Raw genomic sequence first — 17,185 nt, 5'->3', positions numbered from 1 at the left:
AATGAACATGGCTGGAAGGCTTCAGGATAAAGTCTGCATCGTCACCGGTGCCGGTTCGGGCATGGGCAAGGCGATGGCCGAGCTGTTCCACGCGCAAGGCGCCAGGCTGGTGCTCGCGGACATTTCGGGCAAGCAGGACGAAGTGGCGGCCGCGCTCGGCGGCGACGCCGTGGGCGTGCAGTGCGACGTCTCCGACGAGGCGCAAGTGCAGGCGATGATCGCCGCGGCCGAGGACCGCTTCGGGCGGCTCGACGTGCTCTGCAACAATGCCGGATTCGGCGGGCCGATGGCGCCGCTGCACACCCAGTCGCTGGAGACCTGGGACCGGGTTCACGCCACCAACTTGCGCGGCGCGTTTCTGGGCATGAAGTACGGCATCACGTCCATGCTCAAGACGGGCGGCGGGGCGATCGTGAATACGACATCGGCCTCGGGCGTGGTCGGATGGAAGCATCATTCGGTCTACGGCGCGGCCAAGGCGGGCGTGAACCAGCTCACGAAAACAGCGGCGCTGGATTATTCGGACCAGGGCATCCGGATAAACGCCATAGCGCCGGGCACGATGTGGACCGGGCTGGTCGAGGCATCGCGCACCCATGCCGAGCCGCCGGCCGAGTTTCCGGTGCTCGCGGGCATTCCGATGGGGCGCTGGGGCCTGGCGAAGGACATCGCCCAGGCCGCGCTCTACCTCGCCAGCGACGAATCGGCTTACGTGACCGGCGTGGTCCTGCCGGTGGACGGCGGATATTGCATCGGGTTTTCGGGCATGGGGGCAGAGCGCCCCGGCATCGCCAGCGCCAATCCGGGCTGAGTGCGAAAACGGGGCGCCCCAGAGGCGCGGCGCCGGCCACTCGATCCGCCAGACCTCGGCGAGGAGGTCACCCCCTTGCGATAACTTCCCCCCCGGGATTATCGCTCTGGGCGAATGTGGGCCGGCGCCGCGATCCGGTCGGGGCCGGATTGGAAACCGTACAAAGCCGGCGGCAGCCGCCATGGGCTGAATTCAGCCGATAGTGGTCAGGCTGCCGCCGAGTTATGAAATTTGCCTGCCGGTAGAGCCTTGCCGTGGGGTCGCATCACGGGTCGGCCGGTTCGCGGCAGTGTCCGGGCCAGATGCGTTGCCACTTCCGATTCGAACAAGATGGTTATGACAGCTTCTCGCCAACCGCGCCGTGAGGCAGATCACGCTCCGTTTTCGTCCCGGCCGTAACGCCAGCCGGCAACAGGATTGCCTGCCGATGGCAAGCCGCCTAGCAACGCGGCCATGACCGTTTCAGAGATCGCCCGGGTAGACCCTTTCCACGCCATGGCCATCGGCCGCCTCGCTTACGAACTGGCGGGCGAAGGGCGGGACGTGATCCACATGGAATATGGCCAGCCTTCTACCGGAGCGCCGGCGGCCGCCATCGCCGCGGCCCACCGCGTGCTGGACAGCGACCCCGGCGGCTATTGGGAAAGCACGGCTCTGCTGGAGCGCATCGCCCGGCACTACCGCGAGGCTTATGACGTCGGGATCGACCGCGAGCAGGTGATCCTGACTTGCGGCGCCTCGCCCGCATTCGTGCTGGCGCTTTCCAGTCTCTTCGTGCCCGGCGCGCGGGTCGCCCTGGCCCGGCCCGGCTATGTTGCTTACCGCAATACGCTGAAGACGCTTTACCTCGAACCGGTGGAGATGGCCTGCGGACCGGCCGAGCGCTATCAAGTGACGGCCGCGGCACTGGATGCGCTGGACCCCGCGCCGGACGGGCTGATCCTGGCCAGCCCGGCCAACCCCACGGGAACCGTGATCGCGCCCGAGGAACTCGCGGCCATCGCGGAGGTCTGCCGCCGTAAGAACATCCGCGTCGTCTCCGATGAAATCTACCATGGCCTGGCCTATGGCGCGCCGGCGCAGTCGACGCTGCAGCATCTGCCGGAAGCGGTGGTGGTAAACAGTTTCTCCAAGTATTACTCGATGGCGGGCTGGCGCCTTGGCTGGCTGGTGGTGCCGCCCGAAGTCGTCGCCCCGGCGCGCGCGCGGATGAACAACCTGTTCCTCACGCCCTCGGTCCTGGCCCAGCACGCGGGCCTGATCGCCATGGACGAGACCGCCGAACTGGAAGGCCATGTCGAGGGCTATGCCCGCAATCGCGAACTGCTGCTGGCCGCGCTGCCCAGCCTCGGCCTCGACCGGATCGCCCCGCCCGACGGCGCGTTCTACATCTACGCCGACATCGGCCATCTGACCGAGGACAGCTTGGCCTTCTGCCAGCAATTGCTGCGCGACACCGGAGTCGCCACGGCTCCGGGGATCGACTTCGACCCGGTCGACGGGCACCGCTTCATCCGCTTCAGCTTCGCGGTCTCGACCGCCCTGGTGCAAGAGGCAATCGCGCGCATGGTGCCGTGGTTCGCGAGCAGGGCGGAAGCGCGTTCGGCCTGAGGCCATTCAGGCGGGGCAATCGCCGATCCGCGCCCCCGTCACCCGCCTGCGATACCGTTGCTTGAAATTAGAACCCTCGCCCAAGATCGAGACGGCCGTGTCCATCGTCTCGGCGCCTACCTTGCCGTGTACGTCGTAGCTCAGGGAATACATGCCGGCTGCGCAAGTCTTGCCGCCGGTCACTTTGCCGCTTTTGATCTTCACGGTCGAACGCGTGCACAATCCGTCTTCGGCAAGGCCGGTGGCGGCGGCCAGAAGTCGCTCCAGCGCATCGTCATGCTCGCCCGCTGCAATGCAGACGGTATAGGTCTTTCCAGGCCTCAGCTGAAATTCCCGGGGGGGCTTTTCGTTGAATGTCGCGGACTCCTTGATCTGCCACAAGCCCGGCGTGACTTGCGGCCGCCCGCCGATGACGACGATCTCCGCAGCCGGCGCTTCGCTGGGCACGGCGGTCGGCGTCGATGGCGGCAGGCGCGGAACGGTCGCGGCGAGATCGACCGGCTCGCTCTCGGCCGGATCCCAGCGCGGCGGCCGATAGGCAACCGAGGCGATCCGCTCGGCCAGGCAGGCCTTGGCCGGGACTGCGTCACGGAAGCCGTCCTTGATGCAGGCATTGAGCACGGTGCAGACGAAGCGATCGATGTCGGCATCGCCGCTGGAAATCATGACATCGCAGCGCTTCATGTGCGCGCCCCATAGCGCATAGTTCAGTTTTACGCGGCGTATCTTCCGGCCAATCACGACGATGTCTTCGCCCGAGGGAATCGCGGCGGCGGCAGGCTCGGGCGTTTGCGCGCGCGAATGGGCGAACAGTGCCGCACATGCGAGCCCCGCAGCGGCAAGACAGGCCAGAGCGCGTCGCACGTCGATCCTCCCTCCCTCCCCGCGAGGTCGTGCCCCGCTTCGGCACTCGAATTCCGTGCGCGGCGTTAGTCCCGCCGGGCGAAGATCATCGCAGTGTCCGTACCGCCGTGGTCCTCGTAGCGAACCACCATTTTCTCGAACCCATTCTCGTGAAACAGACGCAGCACCGCATCCAGCGGATACTCGTTCATCTGCATGACCGGCGTATCGGCAGCCCGGCCGTCGATCAGGTTCATCACCGCTTGCCCACCGGGAACCGCATGGCGAATACGGTAGCGCAGTTCGCGCCACTTGCCGTGATTGCGTTTCGTGGACAGCTGGATGAGGCACCCCCCGCCCGGTCGTACTCGGCCGAGCAACTGGCCGAGCAGGTTCATGCCGCGGTCCACGGGGATATGCTGAAGCACGATACAGCTGTTGACGAAATCGTACGTGCCCTCAACCCGTGAGAGCGCATCGTCGGAAAGAACGTAGTCGATCTGCCGCCCGGCGCTGTTGCGACGCGCTTCCTCCAGCATGGCGGGGGCTATATCGAGCCCCGTCACGGTTTCGAAGTGATCGGACAGCGGAATTGTCAGCCGTCCCACCCCGCACCCGAAGTCCAGCGCGCGCTGGCGCGGTAGCGGGCCGAAATGCGCTTCGAACTGGGTGAGCCAATGCGCCACGAAGGCCTGCCCGCTTTCGAAGAAATTCTGCCGATGATCCTCGATGCGGTCGCTGCGAAAACGCGCATCGGTGAGAACTGCATAATAAGGGTCGCGTTCACCCCATAGACGCCAATTGTGATCGCTGTCAGCCATCGTATCTCTTTAGTATCGCTGGTCTTCACTGCCAAACGGGAAGGCGTGATTTCAAAGTTTTAATGTGGAGATCCGGCGAGATCCGCCGGATCCGGAAGTCTTTTCGGGGCGCTGTCAGGCATCGCCCCTGCGAACGCGCTGCGATTGACCGCGGACGCGCCTCGGCGCTTCTCTTGCTGTGAAAAGAAGGGTGGAGGGGAACGATGGCCACATTCGTGCTGGTTCATGGCGGCGGCCATGGTGGGTGGTGTTACAAGCTGGTCGCCCAGCGGCTGCGGGCCATGGGGCATGAGGTGCATGCTCCTTCCTTGAGCGGTCTGGCGGATCGTGCGCATGTGCTCAGCCAGGCGATCGACCTGGATACGCACATCGATGACGTGGCCGGCTTGCTGGAGTTCGAGGATCTGACGCAGGCCATTCTCGTGGGGCACAGTTATGGCGGCATGGTCATTACCGGGGCCGCGGACCGCAAGCCGGAGCGGGTCGGGCACCGGGTCTATCTCGATGCCGCTTATCCGCGCGATGGCGAATCGCTTTACGAACATGCCCATGAGCAGATCCACATGGCCCGGCAGGGTCTGCACGACGTGGGCGGCGTGCCGATGGTCATGGCGCCGATGCCGGGCTTCGCGGCGTTCTTCGGGGTGACCGATCCCGAACTCGGCGCCTGGACCGATGCCAGGCTGACGGCGCAGCCCTGGAAGTGCTTCGAGCAGAAGATCGTCTTCCGCAACGAGGCGGCCATGCGGGCGATCCCGGAAAGCCACCTGATCTGCACATCGACCATTCCCGGCCGCGACATGAAGCTGCTCGATGCGCGGTCTCACGGGCGCGTGTGGGATATCGACACCGGGCATGACCTCATGCTGACCGAGCCGAAATGGGTCGCAGAACGCCTTGATGCCATCGCCCAGGGCACCTGACTCGATTGCTCTTGGGCAGGCTTCCGAAAGCAAGCCCTTGAATCTGCTGGTCGCACGTGCAGAAGATTTAACCGCGATTAGCGTTTCAGGAATGGCCCCGCCCCTGTAGCAGGATGGCACGCGCCCTTGATCCGACCCGGCGCGCGGATTGACAGTCCGCGCCGGTTGGGGACTTTGGCGTACCAAGCAACAACACGGTGGCGAGTCCCTTGACCCAGCACGTATGCAGTACGGAAGTGTGGATCGCGCGCCTGCGCGACTTCTTGCACGATTGTGCGGGCAGTGCGCCCTCCGAGGAACACGACCGTATTCGCGAGGGTCTGTTGCTGTTCCTCCACGATCCTGCGCGAGGGGAGAAACGGCTTGGCGCTGGCCAGAAACCCGAGCCGAAGTCGGCGCACAAGCTGGACCCCGCCGCGATCGAGGCCATGTTGGCTTGCGGCGCCACCGAGAGTGCAGTCCTGGCGCTGATCGGTCCCAACGATACTTTCATGCTTTCGCGCGGGCTGAACGGAACCTGCCTCGCTACCCTGGTGATGGCGGATGGCTCCGAAGAGATGATCTGCGAGGCGGCGACGCTGTCGCTGGCGCTTCTGGCGGCTTATGTCTCCAAGCTGCTGACCGGAATGGAGCGCCGAGACACGGAAGCGGCGCCCGTCACGCTGCCTTCGGGGGTACGCCTCCACTAAGCCGGGCCAAGGGCCGATTTTTCCGGAACAGGCGGCGCAGATGTGCGAACGGGGCGGCGCTCCGCACGGTCGCACGTCGAGCGGAGGCGCCGCCAGTTCGGGTTCATTCGCGTTCCCGCGAACGCTTCGGGCCGGGAGGGGAATACGGCCGGGTTTGCCGAAGCGCGCGGGGCCGGCGCTGTTGGAGTGGCGTGCCGGCGCGAGCGTTGTGACACGGGATCGCTTAAGCATTGGTAGGGCGGCCCTTAGGGTCATGTCCGTGTCCGCTCGCCCGTCAGTTCACCAGCGAAGCCTCTATGGCGATGCGGATCGCGTCGGACGTGTGGTTGGCGCCCAGCTTGTTCAGCATGTTGGCGCGGTGGATTTCCACGGTGCGCGGACTGATCGAGAGCCGTTCGCCGATCAGCCGGTTCGAAAGGCCGCTGGCGACGCCGCCCAGCACTTCACGTTCCCGCCGGGTCAGGCGATCGATCCGGGCGCGGGCCATGACTTCGCGCAGCTTGGCATTGCCGACATGCTCGGCGCGGTCGATCGCGCGCGCCAGCGTGGCGTTGAGTTCCTCCGCGGCGATGGGCCAGGCGATATAGTCGATCGCGCCGTCAAGCACGGCCTGGACTATGCGGTTGGCGTGGGGATGTTCGCTGAAGGCGATGATCGGGAACCACTCGCCATGACGGGCCATGTTGTCGATCAGGTCGTCGATCACGCCGGGCTCGTCGTGGATGAGGATGACCCCGGAGCGGGGCCAGGCGCTGGCGATCTCGGAAATATTCTCGAAGGGTTCGACATGTATCTGCCCGGTCGAGAGGGCATGACTGATGGCGGCGCGTCTTCGCAGATCGTTGTCGATCAGGATGAGATTGGAAATCCGCTCCATGCGTATTCTCCCTTTTCGGCTTGTGCCTAGGGGGATATCGCATGATCGCTTTCATGCGCGCTGGACCTGCTCCAAAATCGACCTATGATCCGCCTCCCGGCAACGAGACGCGCGGGGCACTGCGGGTTTCGGCAACCGAAACGGCAACATTTCCCGTGCCGTGAACCGTCAGCGCTGGGCGAGCAGGGCCTGTCCGATCTCGGCGAAGTCGGCGCGCAGGGCCGCAAGGCTGCGGGCGTCGAAAGCGATGGCGCTGTCCAGCACGGTGCGGCGCGCGGCGTCGTAAAGCTGGTTGAGCGCAGCGGCCACCTCGCTCTCGCCCGAGACGCCGAGATGCAGGGCGGTGATCGCCGTGAGCGCGCGCGTCAGCGAGCGGCTCTTGAGCCCGTTGTCGCCGTTGCGGTCGGCATGGATGGCGGTGCCCAGCGCGGCCACGAGGTGTTCGTAGCACAAGTGGACCAGTTCCGCCGGCCCGGCCCCGCTGACGCGCGCATCGAAGTCTACCCGGCGATAGGCTTCGACCGGGGAAAGCTGGCGCCGCATCTCAACTGCTCTTGTTCCACTGGGCGATCTGGTTCTGCAGCATCGTCAATGTCGATTTCGACACGCCGATCCGCGCTTCGGAGACGGAGAACTGCGAGGAGAGGCGGGCGCGGAGCTTCTCCTGCTGTTCCGCCAGACTGCTCCGGTCATCGGAAATCTGCGCGAGCAACTTGGTATAGCGCGAGATCGAGCCGCCCAGAGAGCTGGTATCGGTGCTGGACGTCGCGGCGCGATAGATCTTGTCATAGCTGGCGTAGACCCCGTGGAGGCCGTTGGTGAACATGGCCGTCACGCCTTCGGGATCGGCGGCGATGGCCGTGTTCAGCCGATCGGTATCGAGCGCGAAAGTGCCGTCGCGCTGGGTCTTGAGGCCGATGTCGGCCAGGGTCTTCGCCGCGCCGGTGGCATTCGGCATGATGGTCGATCCGGCCAGGCCCGAAAGCGCGCGCTTCAGGGCGCGCGCGCCGCCGTCGTTGGCGAGATCGCCGCCGATCGCGGTGGCCGTATTGAGCGCGGACATCACCTCGTTCAGCGCGTCGGTGAAGTCCTGCATGGCGCCCGCGATCGAGGTGGCGGGATTGGCGAAGCTCACCGTGGTCGGCGCGCCGATATTGGTGGCGGCAAGCAGGAGCTTCACGCCCGGAATGGCGTCGCTGACGGTGTTGGATCTGGCCGTCATCGCCAGGCCGTCGACCTTGAACGCAGCATCCTGCGCGGCAGCGAGAAGCTGGGCCTGGCCCGGAGCGGAGCCGGTGGCGGGGCTCCAGGCCAGCTTCGAGAGGCCGGGATTGGCGGGGTCCTCGCTCGCTTCCAGCATGAAGCCGTTGGCGGCGCCTTCCTGTCCCTTCAGCACGAGTTGCGCGCCGTCCACGGTCTGGGCGACATAGGCGCTGATGCCGGCGTTCGCGGCGTTGATGGCCTTGGCCACGTCGGCAAGCGAGGCGCCTGCCGCGATCGTCACAGCGACCGCCGCATGGCTGCTATCCGCCGTGAACGCGCTGCCGGAGACGGTGCCGAAGCGCAAGGTGAGCGTGCCCGCGCCGACTTTGTCCGTGGCGGCCGGATAGGCCTTGCTCGCCAGTTGCTGGCCCCGGGCGAGTTGGGTGACTTCCAGCGAATAGGTGCCTTTTGGCGTCGAGGTGCCGGTGAGGCTGGCCGCGCCTACCGCGGCATTGGCAAGGCTGGGCGTGCGCGCCAGGTCTCCCGAGCGCACCAGCGTCCCTAGCGAGGTATCGAGCGAAAGCAGCATGGACTTGATGTTGGAGGCCGTGGAAATCTGGGTGCCCAGCTTGTCCGAGCGGGCTGTCAGGCGGTCGTTCCGGCTGGCGAACTGGGCATTGGCCAGATTGTTGGCCAGGGCTGCCATGTCCACGCCGCTGCCGCCGCCAAGCGCGGTCACCAGCGAGGAACTGGTCAGCGACGAAGTCGCGGCGGTCGATGCGGTGGTGGTAGCCATGGGTCGGAGAACGGCAGGGGTGGGCATTCGTTAAGGGGCGGCTCGGGAGAATTTCTCAGCCCTGGCGGGGATCGGGATGCCCTTCGGCATCGAAGCGGACGGTGAGAGGCACGGAGACTTGCGGCGCGCGGCGATGCTCCCCGCGCCGAAGGGCCAGCACGAAGGCGAGGATCGCGGCAATCGCCACATAGTGGTCTTCGCGGATCATCTGCCTCTCGCGCGTGGTGAAATAGACCGATCGGGCGAGCGCGGGGTAGGAGAGCACCGGCAGGGAGAACTCCGGCGCCATCTGCCGCATCGCCTGCGCCCGATCGCCGCGACCCTTGGCGATGACCAGCGGGGCAGGCGCCATGGCGGGGTCGTAGGCAAGGGCGACGGCGAAATGCGCCGGGTTGGTGATGATGAACTGGGCATCCTTCATCGCCGGGACCAGCCCGCCCATGGCGATCTTGCGTTGCCGCTCCTTTATGGCCGCCTTCTTTTCGGGCGAGCCTTCGCTTTCCTTCTGCTCGTCTCGCACGTCCTGAAGGGTCATCCGCAGGCGCATCATTCGGCGCACGAGCTGCACCGGCAGGTCGACGAGGGCGATCACGAACAGCCCGGCGGAGAGCCAGAAGAGAAGCTGGACCAGTGCGTCCCAGGCATAGGCCAGCTCTGCGAAAAGGTTGCCCCGCCCGAGCCGTGCGAAAGCCTCCAGCCGCCCTTCGGCCCAGGTCCAGGCGATCGTTCCGAGCAGAGCGACCTTGGCGATGCCTTTCGCCATCTCGATCAGGCCGGTCAGGCCGAACATGCGCTTGAGGCCGGACATCGGGTTGATCCGCGAGCCCTTCGGCGCCAGGTTGCCCCCGAGCCAGCGCCCTTCGCCGAACCCGAGCTGAGAGACCAGCGAGGCGAGGACGACCGCCAGGCCCAGCACCAGGATCGGCGGAAGCCCGGCCAGGAGCGCACCCATCAGCAGGCGGCCGGGGGTGAAGTCGTCCAGCGCGGACTTGTCCCAGGTGAAGCCGGCGCGCAGCACTTCCGCCAGCATGTTCAGCACCCAGGGACCCGCCAGCGACAGCCATGCCGCGCCGATCGCCACCGAGGCCGCCGTCGCCAGTTCACGCGAGCGGATCACGTCGCCGCGTTTTGCCGCCTCGCGCTTGCGCTTCTCGGAAGGCGCGAAGCTCTTTTCGCCTTCCTGTTCGCTCATGGCGCGCTGCCACCGCCGGATTGCAGGAGTTCGGCCGTCTGTTCGACGGCGTCGGCCGAAAGACGCACCACGAGGTCGGTCAGCACCGGGGCGCCCACCAGCAACGCGGCGATACCGCCAAGCACGCCTGCCGGAAGCCCTAGCGAGAACAAGTTGAGCGAAGGCGCCGAGCGGCCGAGCACGCCGGTGACGATCTGCACGACCAGCAGGATCAGGCAGGCGGGCAGCGCGATGGTCACGCCCGTGGCGAACATGCGGCCCGCGAACCCGGCAATCGCGGCGAGGCGCTCGGCCCCGAGCCAGGTGTGCCCCGGCGGGAAAGCACGGTAGCTGTCGACGATCAGTGCGAACCATTGCAGATGGGCGCCCAGCGCCAGGAAGACCAGCGAGAGCACCACCGCGAAATACTGCCCGAGTGCGGGAGACTGCGCGCCGGAATTGGGGTCTACCGCGGTGGCGACGTTCATGCCCATCGCGCCGCCGATCAGCTCTGCCGCCAGGATCGGCGCGGCGAAGGAAAGCTGGAGCACGAAGCCCAGCGCCAGGCCGACAAGCACTTCGCCGAGGACGCAAAGCACCCCGGCGGCGGAGAACAGCGCGGCCGGTGCGGCGACGTTCGTCCAGGCGCAGACCAGCACGGCCAGCGATCCCGCGCCGATCACGCGGACTTGCGGCGGTACGCCGGCGATGCCGAAGAGCGGGGCCGCGACCAGGGCCGCCCCGATGCGCGTCATCACGAAGACCAGCCGCCAGAATTCGGTCTCCAGCGGCCCGAACCCGAAGTCCAGCTGGATCACGGCGCGGCCTGCTCGGCCAGTCCGGTGCGGGCGATCTGCGCGAAGACTTCCTGTGCGAACTCGCCGACGAGGGTCATCATCGAACCGCCGAAAACCACCAGCACCACGGCGGTGACGGCCAGTTTCGGCACGAACGTCAGCGTCTGTTCGTTCACCGAAGTCGCGGCCTGGACCACGCCCACCGCCAGCCCCACCGCCAAGGACGCCAGCAGGACCGGCGCGGCGACGAGTGCCGTCACCCAGAGCATGCGGTCGGCCAGCGAGAGCAGGGCGGTGATGTCTTCCATCGCCTAGCCGAAGCTCGCCGCCAGCGAACCCATCAGCAGGGCCCAGCCGTCGATCATCACGAAGAGCAGCAGCTTGAATGGCAGGGAGACCACCATGGGGCTCATCATCATCATGCCCAGGCTCATCAGCACCGAAGACACCACCAGGTCGATCACCAGGAAGGGCAGGAACAGCATGAAGCCGATCTGGAAGGCCGTCTTGAGTTCGCTGGTGACGAAGGCGGGAAGCAGGATAGAGAAGGGCACGTCTTCGCTCCTGCCGAAGCGGGCCGGCCCGTTGCCGTTCCGGGCGGCCATGTCGGCGAACATCATGAGGTCCCGCTCGCGGGTCTGGCGGATCATGAAGGCATGGAAGGCGCGTCCCCCCGCCGCGATTCCCTGCTCGGCATTGATCCGGCCGGCGGCGTAAGGCGCAACGGCATCGGCGTTCACCCTTTCAAGCGTGGGCGCCATGACGAAAAGCGAGAGAAACAGGGCCAGTCCGATCAGCACCTGGTTGGGCGGGGACTGCTGCAGACCCAGCGCCTGCCGCAGGATGGCCAGCACCACCAGGATGCGGGTGAAGCTGGTCATCATCAGGATCAGGCTGGGCAGGATCGTCAGCAGCCCCATGACCAGCAGGAGCTGCAGGGACATGCTCAGTCCCCCCGAACTTCCGGCGCCGCCCGCTCCACTGCCTCCCAAGGAACCCAAAGCGCGGTCCAGTGCGCCGGGTATCGCCTCCTGCGCATGGGCGGCGAGCGGCACGAAAAGAGCCGCGAGCAGGCAGGTGGCGAACAGGCGCTTCATGGCTCCGCGGTCCCGGCGGCAACGATGGCGTCGAAATCCGGACGCGCGGGGGCTTCCGCCAGGCGCGTGAGGCCGTGGCGTGTGGCTGCCACCAGGATTTCCCGGTCGTGGAAGGCGATCACCGCCAGGCGCTGGGTGGGCGAGAGCATCAGCGTCTCCACGATCCGCAAGGACCGGCTGCCGGCGTTCAGCCCCGCCCGCTCCTGCATCTTGCGGGCCAGGATCAGGCAGCCCCAGGCCAGCAGCCCGATGAGCGGCAGCAGGACGACCAGCTTGGCCAGATACCAGAGCATCAGGCCGCGCCTTCCTCGCCGTCGGGCAGGGCCGGGGACAGGGCATCTTCCGCCGACCCGCCCTCGGCGCCCTCCAGCCCCGCGATCTCCACGATCCTCAGGCCGAAGCGGCCGTTGTGAGACACCACTTCGCCGCGCGCGATCGGCTTGCCGTTGACCAGCACGTCGAGCAGCTCGTCGGTCAGCCGGTCCAGCACGACCAGGCTTTCCGGGCCGAGCGAGAGCACGTCCTTCAGCTTCATCTGGGTCCGGCCCAGTTCCACGGTCAGGCGCACGTCGACGTCGCGAAGAAAATCGAGGCCGCGGGGATGGATGCTCATCGTCGGTCGTTGTCCCTGTTGTCTGGAAAGCGGGGTGAAGGCGTCAGAACGCGTGCGTGACCTGGACCGCGACCCGGTCGTCGATTTCCCCGATCGTGCCGCTGGCCAGCGTGCGGCCACCGATCTGGAGCGGAACGCTGCGCGCCACCGCCACCGGCAGGATCTCGCCCGGGCGCAAGTTGGACAGGCGCGCCATGCCGAGCCGCATGTCGACAAGCACGGCCGTCACTTCGAGCGGCATGGAGGCGAAGGGCTCCTCGGCCGGTCCGGGATGCACGAAGCGCCGCCGCCGCGGGGGTCCGTGGCGGGGCGTCGTGGTGGCGGCGGCCAGCGTGGTGGTCGGCAGAGCGAGAGTGAGCGACCAGGCCGACAGGCCCGGCTCCTCGATGTCCAGCGACAGTGTCAGCAGGTCGGCATGGGCGGGGAAAGGGTCGAGCTGGCGCAGGCTGACATCGCGGCGCAGCGGACGGACGCGGTGCTCCTCGCCGCCCTGGCCGTCGAGCGCGAAACTGAGCGCTTCGGCCACGCAAGTCTCGATGTGGGCGAGCAGGAGTTCGGCGGAAAGCGGGAAGCTTTCGGGCAGGGGATCGGGCACTTCACCGGGGCCGCCGAAGGCTCGGTCCACCAGCCGGAAGACCGGCGCGGCTTCGAAGATCGCCAGGAGGGGCAGGCCGGAGACGCCCATGCCCATCAGCGTATGCGCCGCCAGCCCCGCGATCCCGGCCTCGACCGTCGCCAGCGTGGCAGCCACCGGCATGGCGGCGCGCACCAGCGGCGCCTCGCCGCCCGACAGCCGGGCAAGGCCCACGGCAAGCGCACGCGTCAGCCTTTCCCCGATCAGGGAGAACGCCGGAACCAGATCCGCGGTCGAGGGACCCGTTCCCAGCAGTTCGCTGCAGTGATGTGCCGGGGGATGTGCCGGGGGACGGGCCGGGGAGCGGGCTGCATGCCCGCGGGACGAGTCTGGAGCCGCCATTACCGCTGCCTTCCTGGATGATGTCTCACTGGATGATGAAAGTGCGGAAGTAGACGCCGTCGACGCCGCCGAACCCTTCCTTGCGGATCAGCACGTTGTTGATCGCGGCGGTCAGCCGTTTCTCCAGCCGGTCCTTGCCCGGCATCGTGTAGACGTCGTTCTCGGGCGTATCGGCCAGGATTTCGAGCAGGGCGGAGCGGATCGCCAGTTCGTGCTTCTTCAGCCAGATGACCACGCGCCCATCCCGCCGCGTGGAGCAGGCCAGGCTCAGCTGGACGAGGGCGTCCGAATCCTTGAGGTTGGAGGTGAAATCCTCGCTGAAGGTGAAGTAGGCCGTGCGATAGGGATCGCCGCCGTCGCCTTCGACCTCGGGCGGCGCAGCGCCCTCTTCACCCTCGGCCTTGGGCATATAGGGATCGTCCTCGCCCTTGCGGACCAGCTTGGGCTGGTTGTCCTCGCGGCTGGAGGCATGGCCCCCGATCATCCCGCTCATCATGAGCGCCGCCACGCCGCCGCCGCCCACCACCAGCATGCCCGCGGCGATGAGCACGAGAGTCAACTTGCCCCTGCGCCTGGTTCCTGCCTTGCCGCTCGCCTCGGCGGTGCCGTCCTGCGCTGCTTTTTCGCTCACTGTACGCAATCCCCCCTTGGTGCCGGATCAGGCATAGATGCCGCTGCGGTCGCCATCGCGCGGCTCGGGCCGGGACGATCGATGGTGGTGTGCCTGCCGTTCGCGCGAGGAGCCCTGCTGGCCGCCCGCGCCCTGACGCTCCCCTGCACCGCCGCGATCGGCGCCGGACGCCTGCTGACGCGGATCGCCGCCGCCGCCACTGGCGGCATTGCCCGAAGCTGCGGGCTGGTGTTGCCCGGCCGGTTGGCCGCTATCGCGCGGCGGGTCTCCGGCCGCTCCGTTCTGCGCGCCACCGGCAAGAGAGCCGGCAAGCGAGGCGGCCAGAGCGGCCTGAACCGAGCCGTTGAAGCCGGGCGAAGCGCTGGCCATGGTCACGGAGAGCCCTCTGTCCTCGTGGCGGAACTCCAGCGAGACCGGCCCGAACTGCGCATGGTTGAGAGCGGTGCGGACGAGATGCGGGCTGGCCGCCTCGCGCGCTTCGGACAGGCGGCCGACTAGCGTGGCAAAGTCCTGAGGCGCTTCCGTGGGTCGCGACGGACCCGGGCTGTCGATCGGGGCGGGGACAGGGGACGACTGCAGGACGGGGGCAGGCATTTGCGACGATGGGAACGCGGCATCCTGCACCGCTGCAGTTAGCGCAGGGCGGGGGGCTTCCGGCGCGGGCTTGCTCGGACCGGATGCGATCTCGGTCGATACCGCCGGCAACACCGGTGTCTCGGTGCCGCGCGAGGAGGCGCCTGCCATTCCGGTGAAAGGCGGGAGTGGCGGCGTTCCGGGGGGCTGCGCTTCCCGGCTTGCGGAGACGGCCAGGGGTTGAGCGTAAGCGGACGGTGTCGGGCTCGTTGTCACGGGTCTCTGCCCCGGAGCAACCTCCAGCACTTCCGCTGCGACGACGGTGATCGGCGCCAGGGCAATGCTGGCGGTATCGAGGGCGGCAGGCGGCGTTGCGGCGGCCGGGGAGGGAGCCGGGGCGACAGCCGGGGGCAAGGGCATGCGGGGCTGCGGAAGCCTCGCCGCGATGATCGTCGCCTCGCCGCGCGGTGCGGCGGCGGCGGAGCCAGCGGCAGTCGAAGCCGGAACCATCGTCGGCGGCATCGGCGGCGCGACAAACGCTGCGGTCAGTTCGGTGAGGGTTGCGGGGAGCAGCGGCGGCGCGGCCCGATCCTCGCTCTCGGCGGTGGTGCCATCCTTTGCGCCGGGTTCGGTGGCAGGGGGCTCTGCTTCGCCGTCCGGCAGGATCTTGCCGCCCGGTTTGCCGACATTGCCGCCCGGCAGGACGGTCCCGGCCACCCGCTTCATGGCCGCTTCGACCCCGGCCGCGATGCTGGCAACCATCTCCGACGCCGGTTCCACCGCAGCCACGAGGCCGCCCGCCGCGCCGAGTAGGGCGGCGAAGCCCCCCGTTTCGGCGGCCTTGGCGGAACTCGGCGTGCTTCCGGATGGGGCCGGGGCGACTGTCGGTGCCGATGCCGGGGCGCCGACTGGTGCCGGGCCAGATACCGGGCCGGAAAACTGGATCATGCCTTGCAGGTTCCTCGTGTCGAGCGTTCGAAAAGATGGCGGGAATTGCTATTCAAGAGCCGTGCCAGATGGCTTGCGGCCGCCCAGGGCCGGGGTTTCGCCGGCCTTGGCGATGGTTCGTTCCTGATGGGCTGCGCGGTCCTCGATGGCGGCGCGGCGGCGCTCGGCTTCGGCCAGGAGCAACTGCTTGGCATCGGCGATCGACTGCGCCCGCAAGGCGTCGCCCTCGGTCGTGCGGCGGATGGCCTGAAGCCCGCCGACGAAGCGCCCGACCTGGTGCAGCGCCGCCCCATCGGTCATTTCACGGCGGCCGCCGTAGTCGTCCGCCATGCGGCGGGTACGCTCGGACAAGTCGCGCAGCTTCGAAAGGGTGCTTTCGGCCTGCGCCGCTTCTATGGCGGCGGTCTGCTTGGCAATGGCGCGGATTTTTTCGAGGCGGCGCAGCCGGACGAGGCGCTTGCGTTCTTCCTTCACGGTCAGCCTCCAAGCAGGGCCGCGAGCTGCGCGGCGCTGCGCCCCAGGTCGACGATGTCGCCCTGGGGCTGGCCGAGGAAGGCGGCCAGCCGCTCGTGCATGGCGATGGCGCGATCGAGCTGCGGGTCGGCGCCCGCGCGGTAGGCTCCCATCAGCACGAGGTCGCGATTGGCCTCGTAACTCGCTGTCAGTGCGCGGAACTGGCGGGCAAGCTGCTGGTGTTCGGGCGGCACGATGTCGTTCATGACCCGGCTGAGCGAGGCGGCGATGTCCACCGCGGGATATTGCCCGCGCTGCGCCAGATCGCGCGAGAGGACGATGTGCCCATCGAGGATCGAGCGGGCGGTGTCGACCACCGGGTCGTCCTGGTTGTCGCCATCCGCGAGCACGGTGTAGAGCCCCGTGACCGATCCGCCCGAAGCTGCCGAATTGCCCGCCCGCTCCACCAGCTTGGTGATCGTGGCGAGGGCGGAGGGCGGGTATCCGCGCGCCGCTCCGGGCTCGCCAAGCAGAAGGCCGATCTCGCGCGCGGCATGGGCGACGCGGGTGAGGCTGTCCATGATGAGCAGCACGCGGCGGCCGCGCGCACGGAAGTGCTCGGCCATCGACGTGGCGAGCATGGCCCCGCGCAGGCGAAGATTGGGCGCGTGATCGGCGGGCACGGCGACCACCACCGTCTTGTCCTTCTTCGCGGCGTTCATGTGCCGCTCCACGAAGTCCGACACTTCGCGCGCGCGCTCGCCGATCAGGCCGACGATGACGATATCGGCCGAGGCGCCGCGCGCGATCATGTCGATCAGCACGGATTTGCCGACGCCCGATCCGGCCATCACGCCGATGCGCTGGCCGACCCCGAAGGTGGTGAGGGCATTGAGGGCGCGCACCCCGGTGTCGAAGGGCAGGCGCACCGGGCTGCGATCGAGCGCGGATGTCCGCACTCCGCCCGAGGGCCATTCCATGCGGCTGTGGATCGAGAAGCCCCCGTCGATCGGCAGACCCTCGCCATCGACGGCGCGGCCGAGGAAGGCCTCTCCGACCGGGAGCAGGCCGGGCCGTCCTTCCGCCCAGACCCGCGCGCCGGGGCGCAGCAGGATCATGTCGCCCAGAAGCATCATCATCGTCCTACCGTTGCGGAAGCCGATCACTTCGGCCGCCAGCGACTGGCCCGGCGCATGCGACACGCGGCACATCGCGCCGACCGGCACGGAAAGCCCGCTGACTTCCAGCAGCCCGCCGTCGCAGGCGGCCACCAGCCCGAAGCGGCGCGGGCCGAGATCGAGCGGCCCGGCGGCAAGATCGGCAAGGATCGGTTCCCAGAGCTTCAGCATCGG

Annotated in this window: 20 protein-coding genes; 4 read left to right on the top strand and 16 right to left on the bottom strand. The window is 67.8% G+C overall.

Annotated elements, in window-relative coordinates; all coding sequences use genetic code 11:
* The first annotated feature begins 7 nt into the window (after window positions 1-7).
* Both AB4Z00_RS03270 and AB4Z00_RS03265 read left to right on the top strand, forming a co-directional pair.
* On the top strand, window positions 8-811 hold the full coding sequence (locus AB4Z00_RS03270) for an SDR family NAD(P)-dependent oxidoreductase (protein ID WP_442044939.1): 804 nt from the start codon (window positions 8-10) through the stop codon (window positions 809-811).
* A gap of 453 nt (window positions 812-1,264) precedes the next feature.
* Window positions 1,265-2,422, top strand: a complete 1,158-nt coding sequence (locus AB4Z00_RS03265) for a pyridoxal phosphate-dependent aminotransferase (protein WP_132268231.1) — start codon at window positions 1,265-1,267, stop codon at window positions 2,420-2,422.
* A gap of 6 nt (window positions 2,423-2,428) precedes the next feature.
* Here AB4Z00_RS03265 and AB4Z00_RS03260 read toward each other — a convergent pair whose 3' ends face one another.
* Both AB4Z00_RS03260 and AB4Z00_RS03255 read right to left on the bottom strand, forming a co-directional pair.
* Window positions 2,429-3,286: a DUF3617 family protein gene (locus tag AB4Z00_RS03260; protein ID WP_442044938.1), complete on the bottom strand. Its 858-nt coding sequence runs from the start codon at window positions 3,284-3,286 to the stop codon at window positions 2,429-2,431.
* Window positions 3,287-3,351: 65 nt separating this feature from the next.
* The gene (locus AB4Z00_RS03255) at window positions 3,352-4,086 is read right to left on the bottom strand and encodes a class I SAM-dependent methyltransferase (protein ID WP_442044937.1); all 735 of its coding nucleotides are present in this window, start codon (window positions 4,084-4,086) and stop codon (window positions 3,352-3,354) included.
* A gap of 203 nt (window positions 4,087-4,289) precedes the next feature.
* Here AB4Z00_RS03255 and AB4Z00_RS03250 point away from each other — a divergent pair, with 203 nt between their 5' ends.
* Together AB4Z00_RS03250 and AB4Z00_RS03245 are read left to right on the top strand one after the other, a co-directional pair.
* Window positions 4,290-5,009, top strand: coding sequence for an alpha/beta fold hydrolase (locus AB4Z00_RS03250; protein WP_442044936.1), 720 nt, complete (start codon window positions 4,290-4,292; stop codon window positions 5,007-5,009).
* A gap of 209 nt (window positions 5,010-5,218) precedes the next feature.
* Window positions 5,219-5,698, top strand: a complete 480-nt coding sequence (locus AB4Z00_RS03245; protein ID WP_314464211.1) for a hypothetical protein — start codon at window positions 5,219-5,221, stop codon at window positions 5,696-5,698.
* 274 nt (window positions 5,699-5,972) lie between these two features.
* On the opposite strand, the gene AB4Z00_RS03240 is transcribed toward AB4Z00_RS03245, so the two are convergent.
* From AB4Z00_RS03240 to AB4Z00_RS03175, 14 genes are all read right to left on the bottom strand, one after another.
* Window positions 5,973-6,575 (bottom strand): response regulator transcription factor, encoded by a 603-nt coding sequence (locus AB4Z00_RS03240; RefSeq protein ID WP_132268237.1) that lies wholly within the window; start codon window positions 6,573-6,575, stop codon window positions 5,973-5,975.
* A gap of 168 nt (window positions 6,576-6,743) precedes the next feature.
* Complete coding sequence (locus AB4Z00_RS03235) at window positions 6,744-7,118, bottom strand: flagellar export chaperone FliS (protein WP_132268239.1); 375 nt, start codon at window positions 7,116-7,118, stop codon at window positions 6,744-6,746.
* Between the two features lies 1 nt (window position 7,119).
* Complete coding sequence (gene fliD / locus AB4Z00_RS03230) at window positions 7,120-8,574, bottom strand: flagellar filament capping protein FliD (RefSeq protein WP_442044935.1); 1,455 nt, start codon at window positions 8,572-8,574, stop codon at window positions 7,120-7,122.
* Window positions 8,575-8,629: 55 nt separating this feature from the next.
* Window positions 8,630-9,766, bottom strand: coding sequence for an EscU/YscU/HrcU family type III secretion system export apparatus switch protein (locus AB4Z00_RS03225; protein ID WP_442044934.1), 1,137 nt, complete (start codon window positions 9,764-9,766; stop codon window positions 8,630-8,632).
* Window positions 9,763-10,563 carry a flagellar biosynthetic protein FliR gene (gene fliR, locus AB4Z00_RS03220; protein WP_442044933.1) on the bottom strand — a complete coding sequence of 267 codons (801 nt, stop codon included), beginning with the start codon at window positions 10,561-10,563 and terminating at the stop codon, window positions 9,763-9,765. Before fliR ends, AB4Z00_RS03225 begins: the two co-directional genes overlap by 4 nt.
* Complete coding sequence (locus AB4Z00_RS03215) at window positions 10,560-10,850, bottom strand: flagellar biosynthetic protein FliQ (RefSeq protein ID WP_132268246.1); 291 nt, start codon at window positions 10,848-10,850, stop codon at window positions 10,560-10,562. The genes fliR and AB4Z00_RS03215 overlap by 4 nt, the downstream gene beginning before the upstream one ends.
* Window positions 10,851-10,853: 3 nt before the next feature.
* Entirely contained in the window at window positions 10,854-11,639 is a 786-nt protein-coding gene (gene fliP / locus AB4Z00_RS03210; RefSeq protein WP_442044932.1) for a flagellar type III secretion system pore protein FliP, read from the bottom strand.
* Window positions 11,636-11,932, bottom strand: a complete 297-nt coding sequence (locus AB4Z00_RS03205; protein ID WP_132268250.1) for a FliO/MopB family protein — start codon at window positions 11,930-11,932, stop codon at window positions 11,636-11,638. Before AB4Z00_RS03205 ends, fliP begins: the two co-directional genes overlap by 4 nt.
* Window positions 11,932-12,252 (bottom strand): flagellar motor switch protein FliN, encoded by a 321-nt coding sequence (gene fliN, locus AB4Z00_RS03200; RefSeq protein WP_132268252.1) that lies wholly within the window; start codon window positions 12,250-12,252, stop codon window positions 11,932-11,934. The genes AB4Z00_RS03205 and fliN overlap by 1 nt, the downstream gene beginning before the upstream one ends.
* A 43-nt stretch (window positions 12,253-12,295) precedes the next feature.
* Window positions 12,296-13,228 carry a FliM/FliN family flagellar motor switch protein gene (locus tag AB4Z00_RS03195; RefSeq protein ID WP_442044931.1) on the bottom strand — a complete coding sequence of 311 codons (933 nt, stop codon included), beginning with the start codon at window positions 13,226-13,228 and terminating at the stop codon, window positions 12,296-12,298.
* A 25-nt stretch (window positions 13,229-13,253) separates the two neighbouring features.
* Window positions 13,254-13,859, bottom strand: a complete 606-nt coding sequence (locus AB4Z00_RS03190) for a flagellar basal body-associated FliL family protein (RefSeq protein ID WP_132268255.1) — start codon at window positions 13,857-13,859, stop codon at window positions 13,254-13,256.
* A 27-nt stretch (window positions 13,860-13,886) separates the two neighbouring features.
* On the bottom strand, window positions 13,887-15,380 hold the full coding sequence (locus tag AB4Z00_RS03185; protein ID WP_442044930.1) for a hypothetical protein: 1,494 nt from the start codon (window positions 15,378-15,380) through the stop codon (window positions 13,887-13,889).
* 48 nt (window positions 15,381-15,428) lie between these two features.
* A complete protein-coding gene (locus AB4Z00_RS03180) occupies window positions 15,429-15,854 on the bottom strand; it encodes a hypothetical protein (protein WP_314464191.1) in 426 nt (141 codons plus the stop codon).
* Window positions 15,855-15,856: 2 nt separating this feature from the next.
* Window positions 15,857-17,182: a FliI/YscN family ATPase gene (locus AB4Z00_RS03175; RefSeq protein ID WP_442044929.1), complete on the bottom strand. Its 1,326-nt coding sequence runs from the start codon at window positions 17,180-17,182 to the stop codon at window positions 15,857-15,859.
* Between the last annotated feature and the right edge of the window lie 3 nt (window positions 17,183-17,185).

This window comes from Novosphingobium sp. YAF33 (assembly GCF_052113265.1).
Classification (GTDB): domain Bacteria; phylum Pseudomonadota; class Alphaproteobacteria; order Sphingomonadales; family Sphingomonadaceae; genus Novosphingobium.
The sequence above is the reverse complement of the archived record's forward strand: the minus strand, read 5'-3'. Positions and strand labels throughout refer to the sequence as shown.

Excerpts from the sequence above, each read along its gene's own strand:
- AB4Z00_RS03235 (WP_132268239.1), bottom strand. The coding sequence starts at position 7,118 with ATGCGGCGCCAGCTTTCCCCGGTCGAAGCCTATCGCCGGGTAGACTTC.
- AB4Z00_RS03265 (WP_132268231.1), top strand. The coding sequence starts at position 1,265 with ATGACCGTTTCAGAGATCGCCCGGGTAGACCCTTTCCACGCCATGGCC.
- fliD (WP_442044935.1), bottom strand. The coding sequence starts at position 8,574 with ATGGCTACCACCACCGCATCGACCGCCGCGACTTCGTCGCTGACCAGT.
- AB4Z00_RS03195 (WP_442044931.1), bottom strand. The coding sequence starts at position 13,228 with ATGGCGGCTCCAGACTCGTCCCGCGGGCATGCAGCCCGCTCCCCGGCC.
- AB4Z00_RS03205 (WP_132268250.1), bottom strand. The coding sequence starts at position 11,932 with ATGCTCTGGTATCTGGCCAAGCTGGTCGTCCTGCTGCCGCTCATCGGG.
- AB4Z00_RS03270 (WP_442044939.1), top strand. The coding sequence starts at position 8 with ATGGCTGGAAGGCTTCAGGATAAAGTCTGCATCGTCACCGGTGCCGGT.
- fliP (WP_442044932.1), bottom strand. The coding sequence starts at position 11,639 with ATGAAGCGCCTGTTCGCCACCTGCCTGCTCGCGGCTCTTTTCGTGCCG.
- AB4Z00_RS03250 (WP_442044936.1), top strand. The coding sequence starts at position 4,290 with ATGGCCACATTCGTGCTGGTTCATGGCGGCGGCCATGGTGGGTGGTGT.
- AB4Z00_RS03240 (WP_132268237.1), bottom strand. The coding sequence starts at position 6,575 with ATGGAGCGGATTTCCAATCTCATCCTGATCGACAACGATCTGCGAAGA.
- AB4Z00_RS03215 (WP_132268246.1), bottom strand. The coding sequence starts at position 10,850 with ATGGAAGACATCACCGCCCTGCTCTCGCTGGCCGACCGCATGCTCTGG.
- AB4Z00_RS03255 (WP_442044937.1), bottom strand. The coding sequence starts at position 4,086 with ATGGCTGACAGCGATCACAATTGGCGTCTATGGGGTGAACGCGACCCT.
- AB4Z00_RS03225 (WP_442044934.1), bottom strand. The coding sequence starts at position 9,766 with ATGAGCGAACAGGAAGGCGAAAAGAGCTTCGCGCCTTCCGAGAAGCGC.
- AB4Z00_RS03175 (WP_442044929.1), bottom strand. The coding sequence starts at position 17,182 with ATGCTGAAGCTCTGGGAACCGATCCTTGCCGATCTTGCCGCCGGGCCG.
- AB4Z00_RS03185 (WP_442044930.1), bottom strand. The coding sequence starts at position 15,380 with ATGATCCAGTTTTCCGGCCCGGTATCTGGCCCGGCACCAGTCGGCGCC.
- fliN (WP_132268252.1), bottom strand. The coding sequence starts at position 12,252 with ATGAGCATCCATCCCCGCGGCCTCGATTTTCTTCGCGACGTCGACGTG.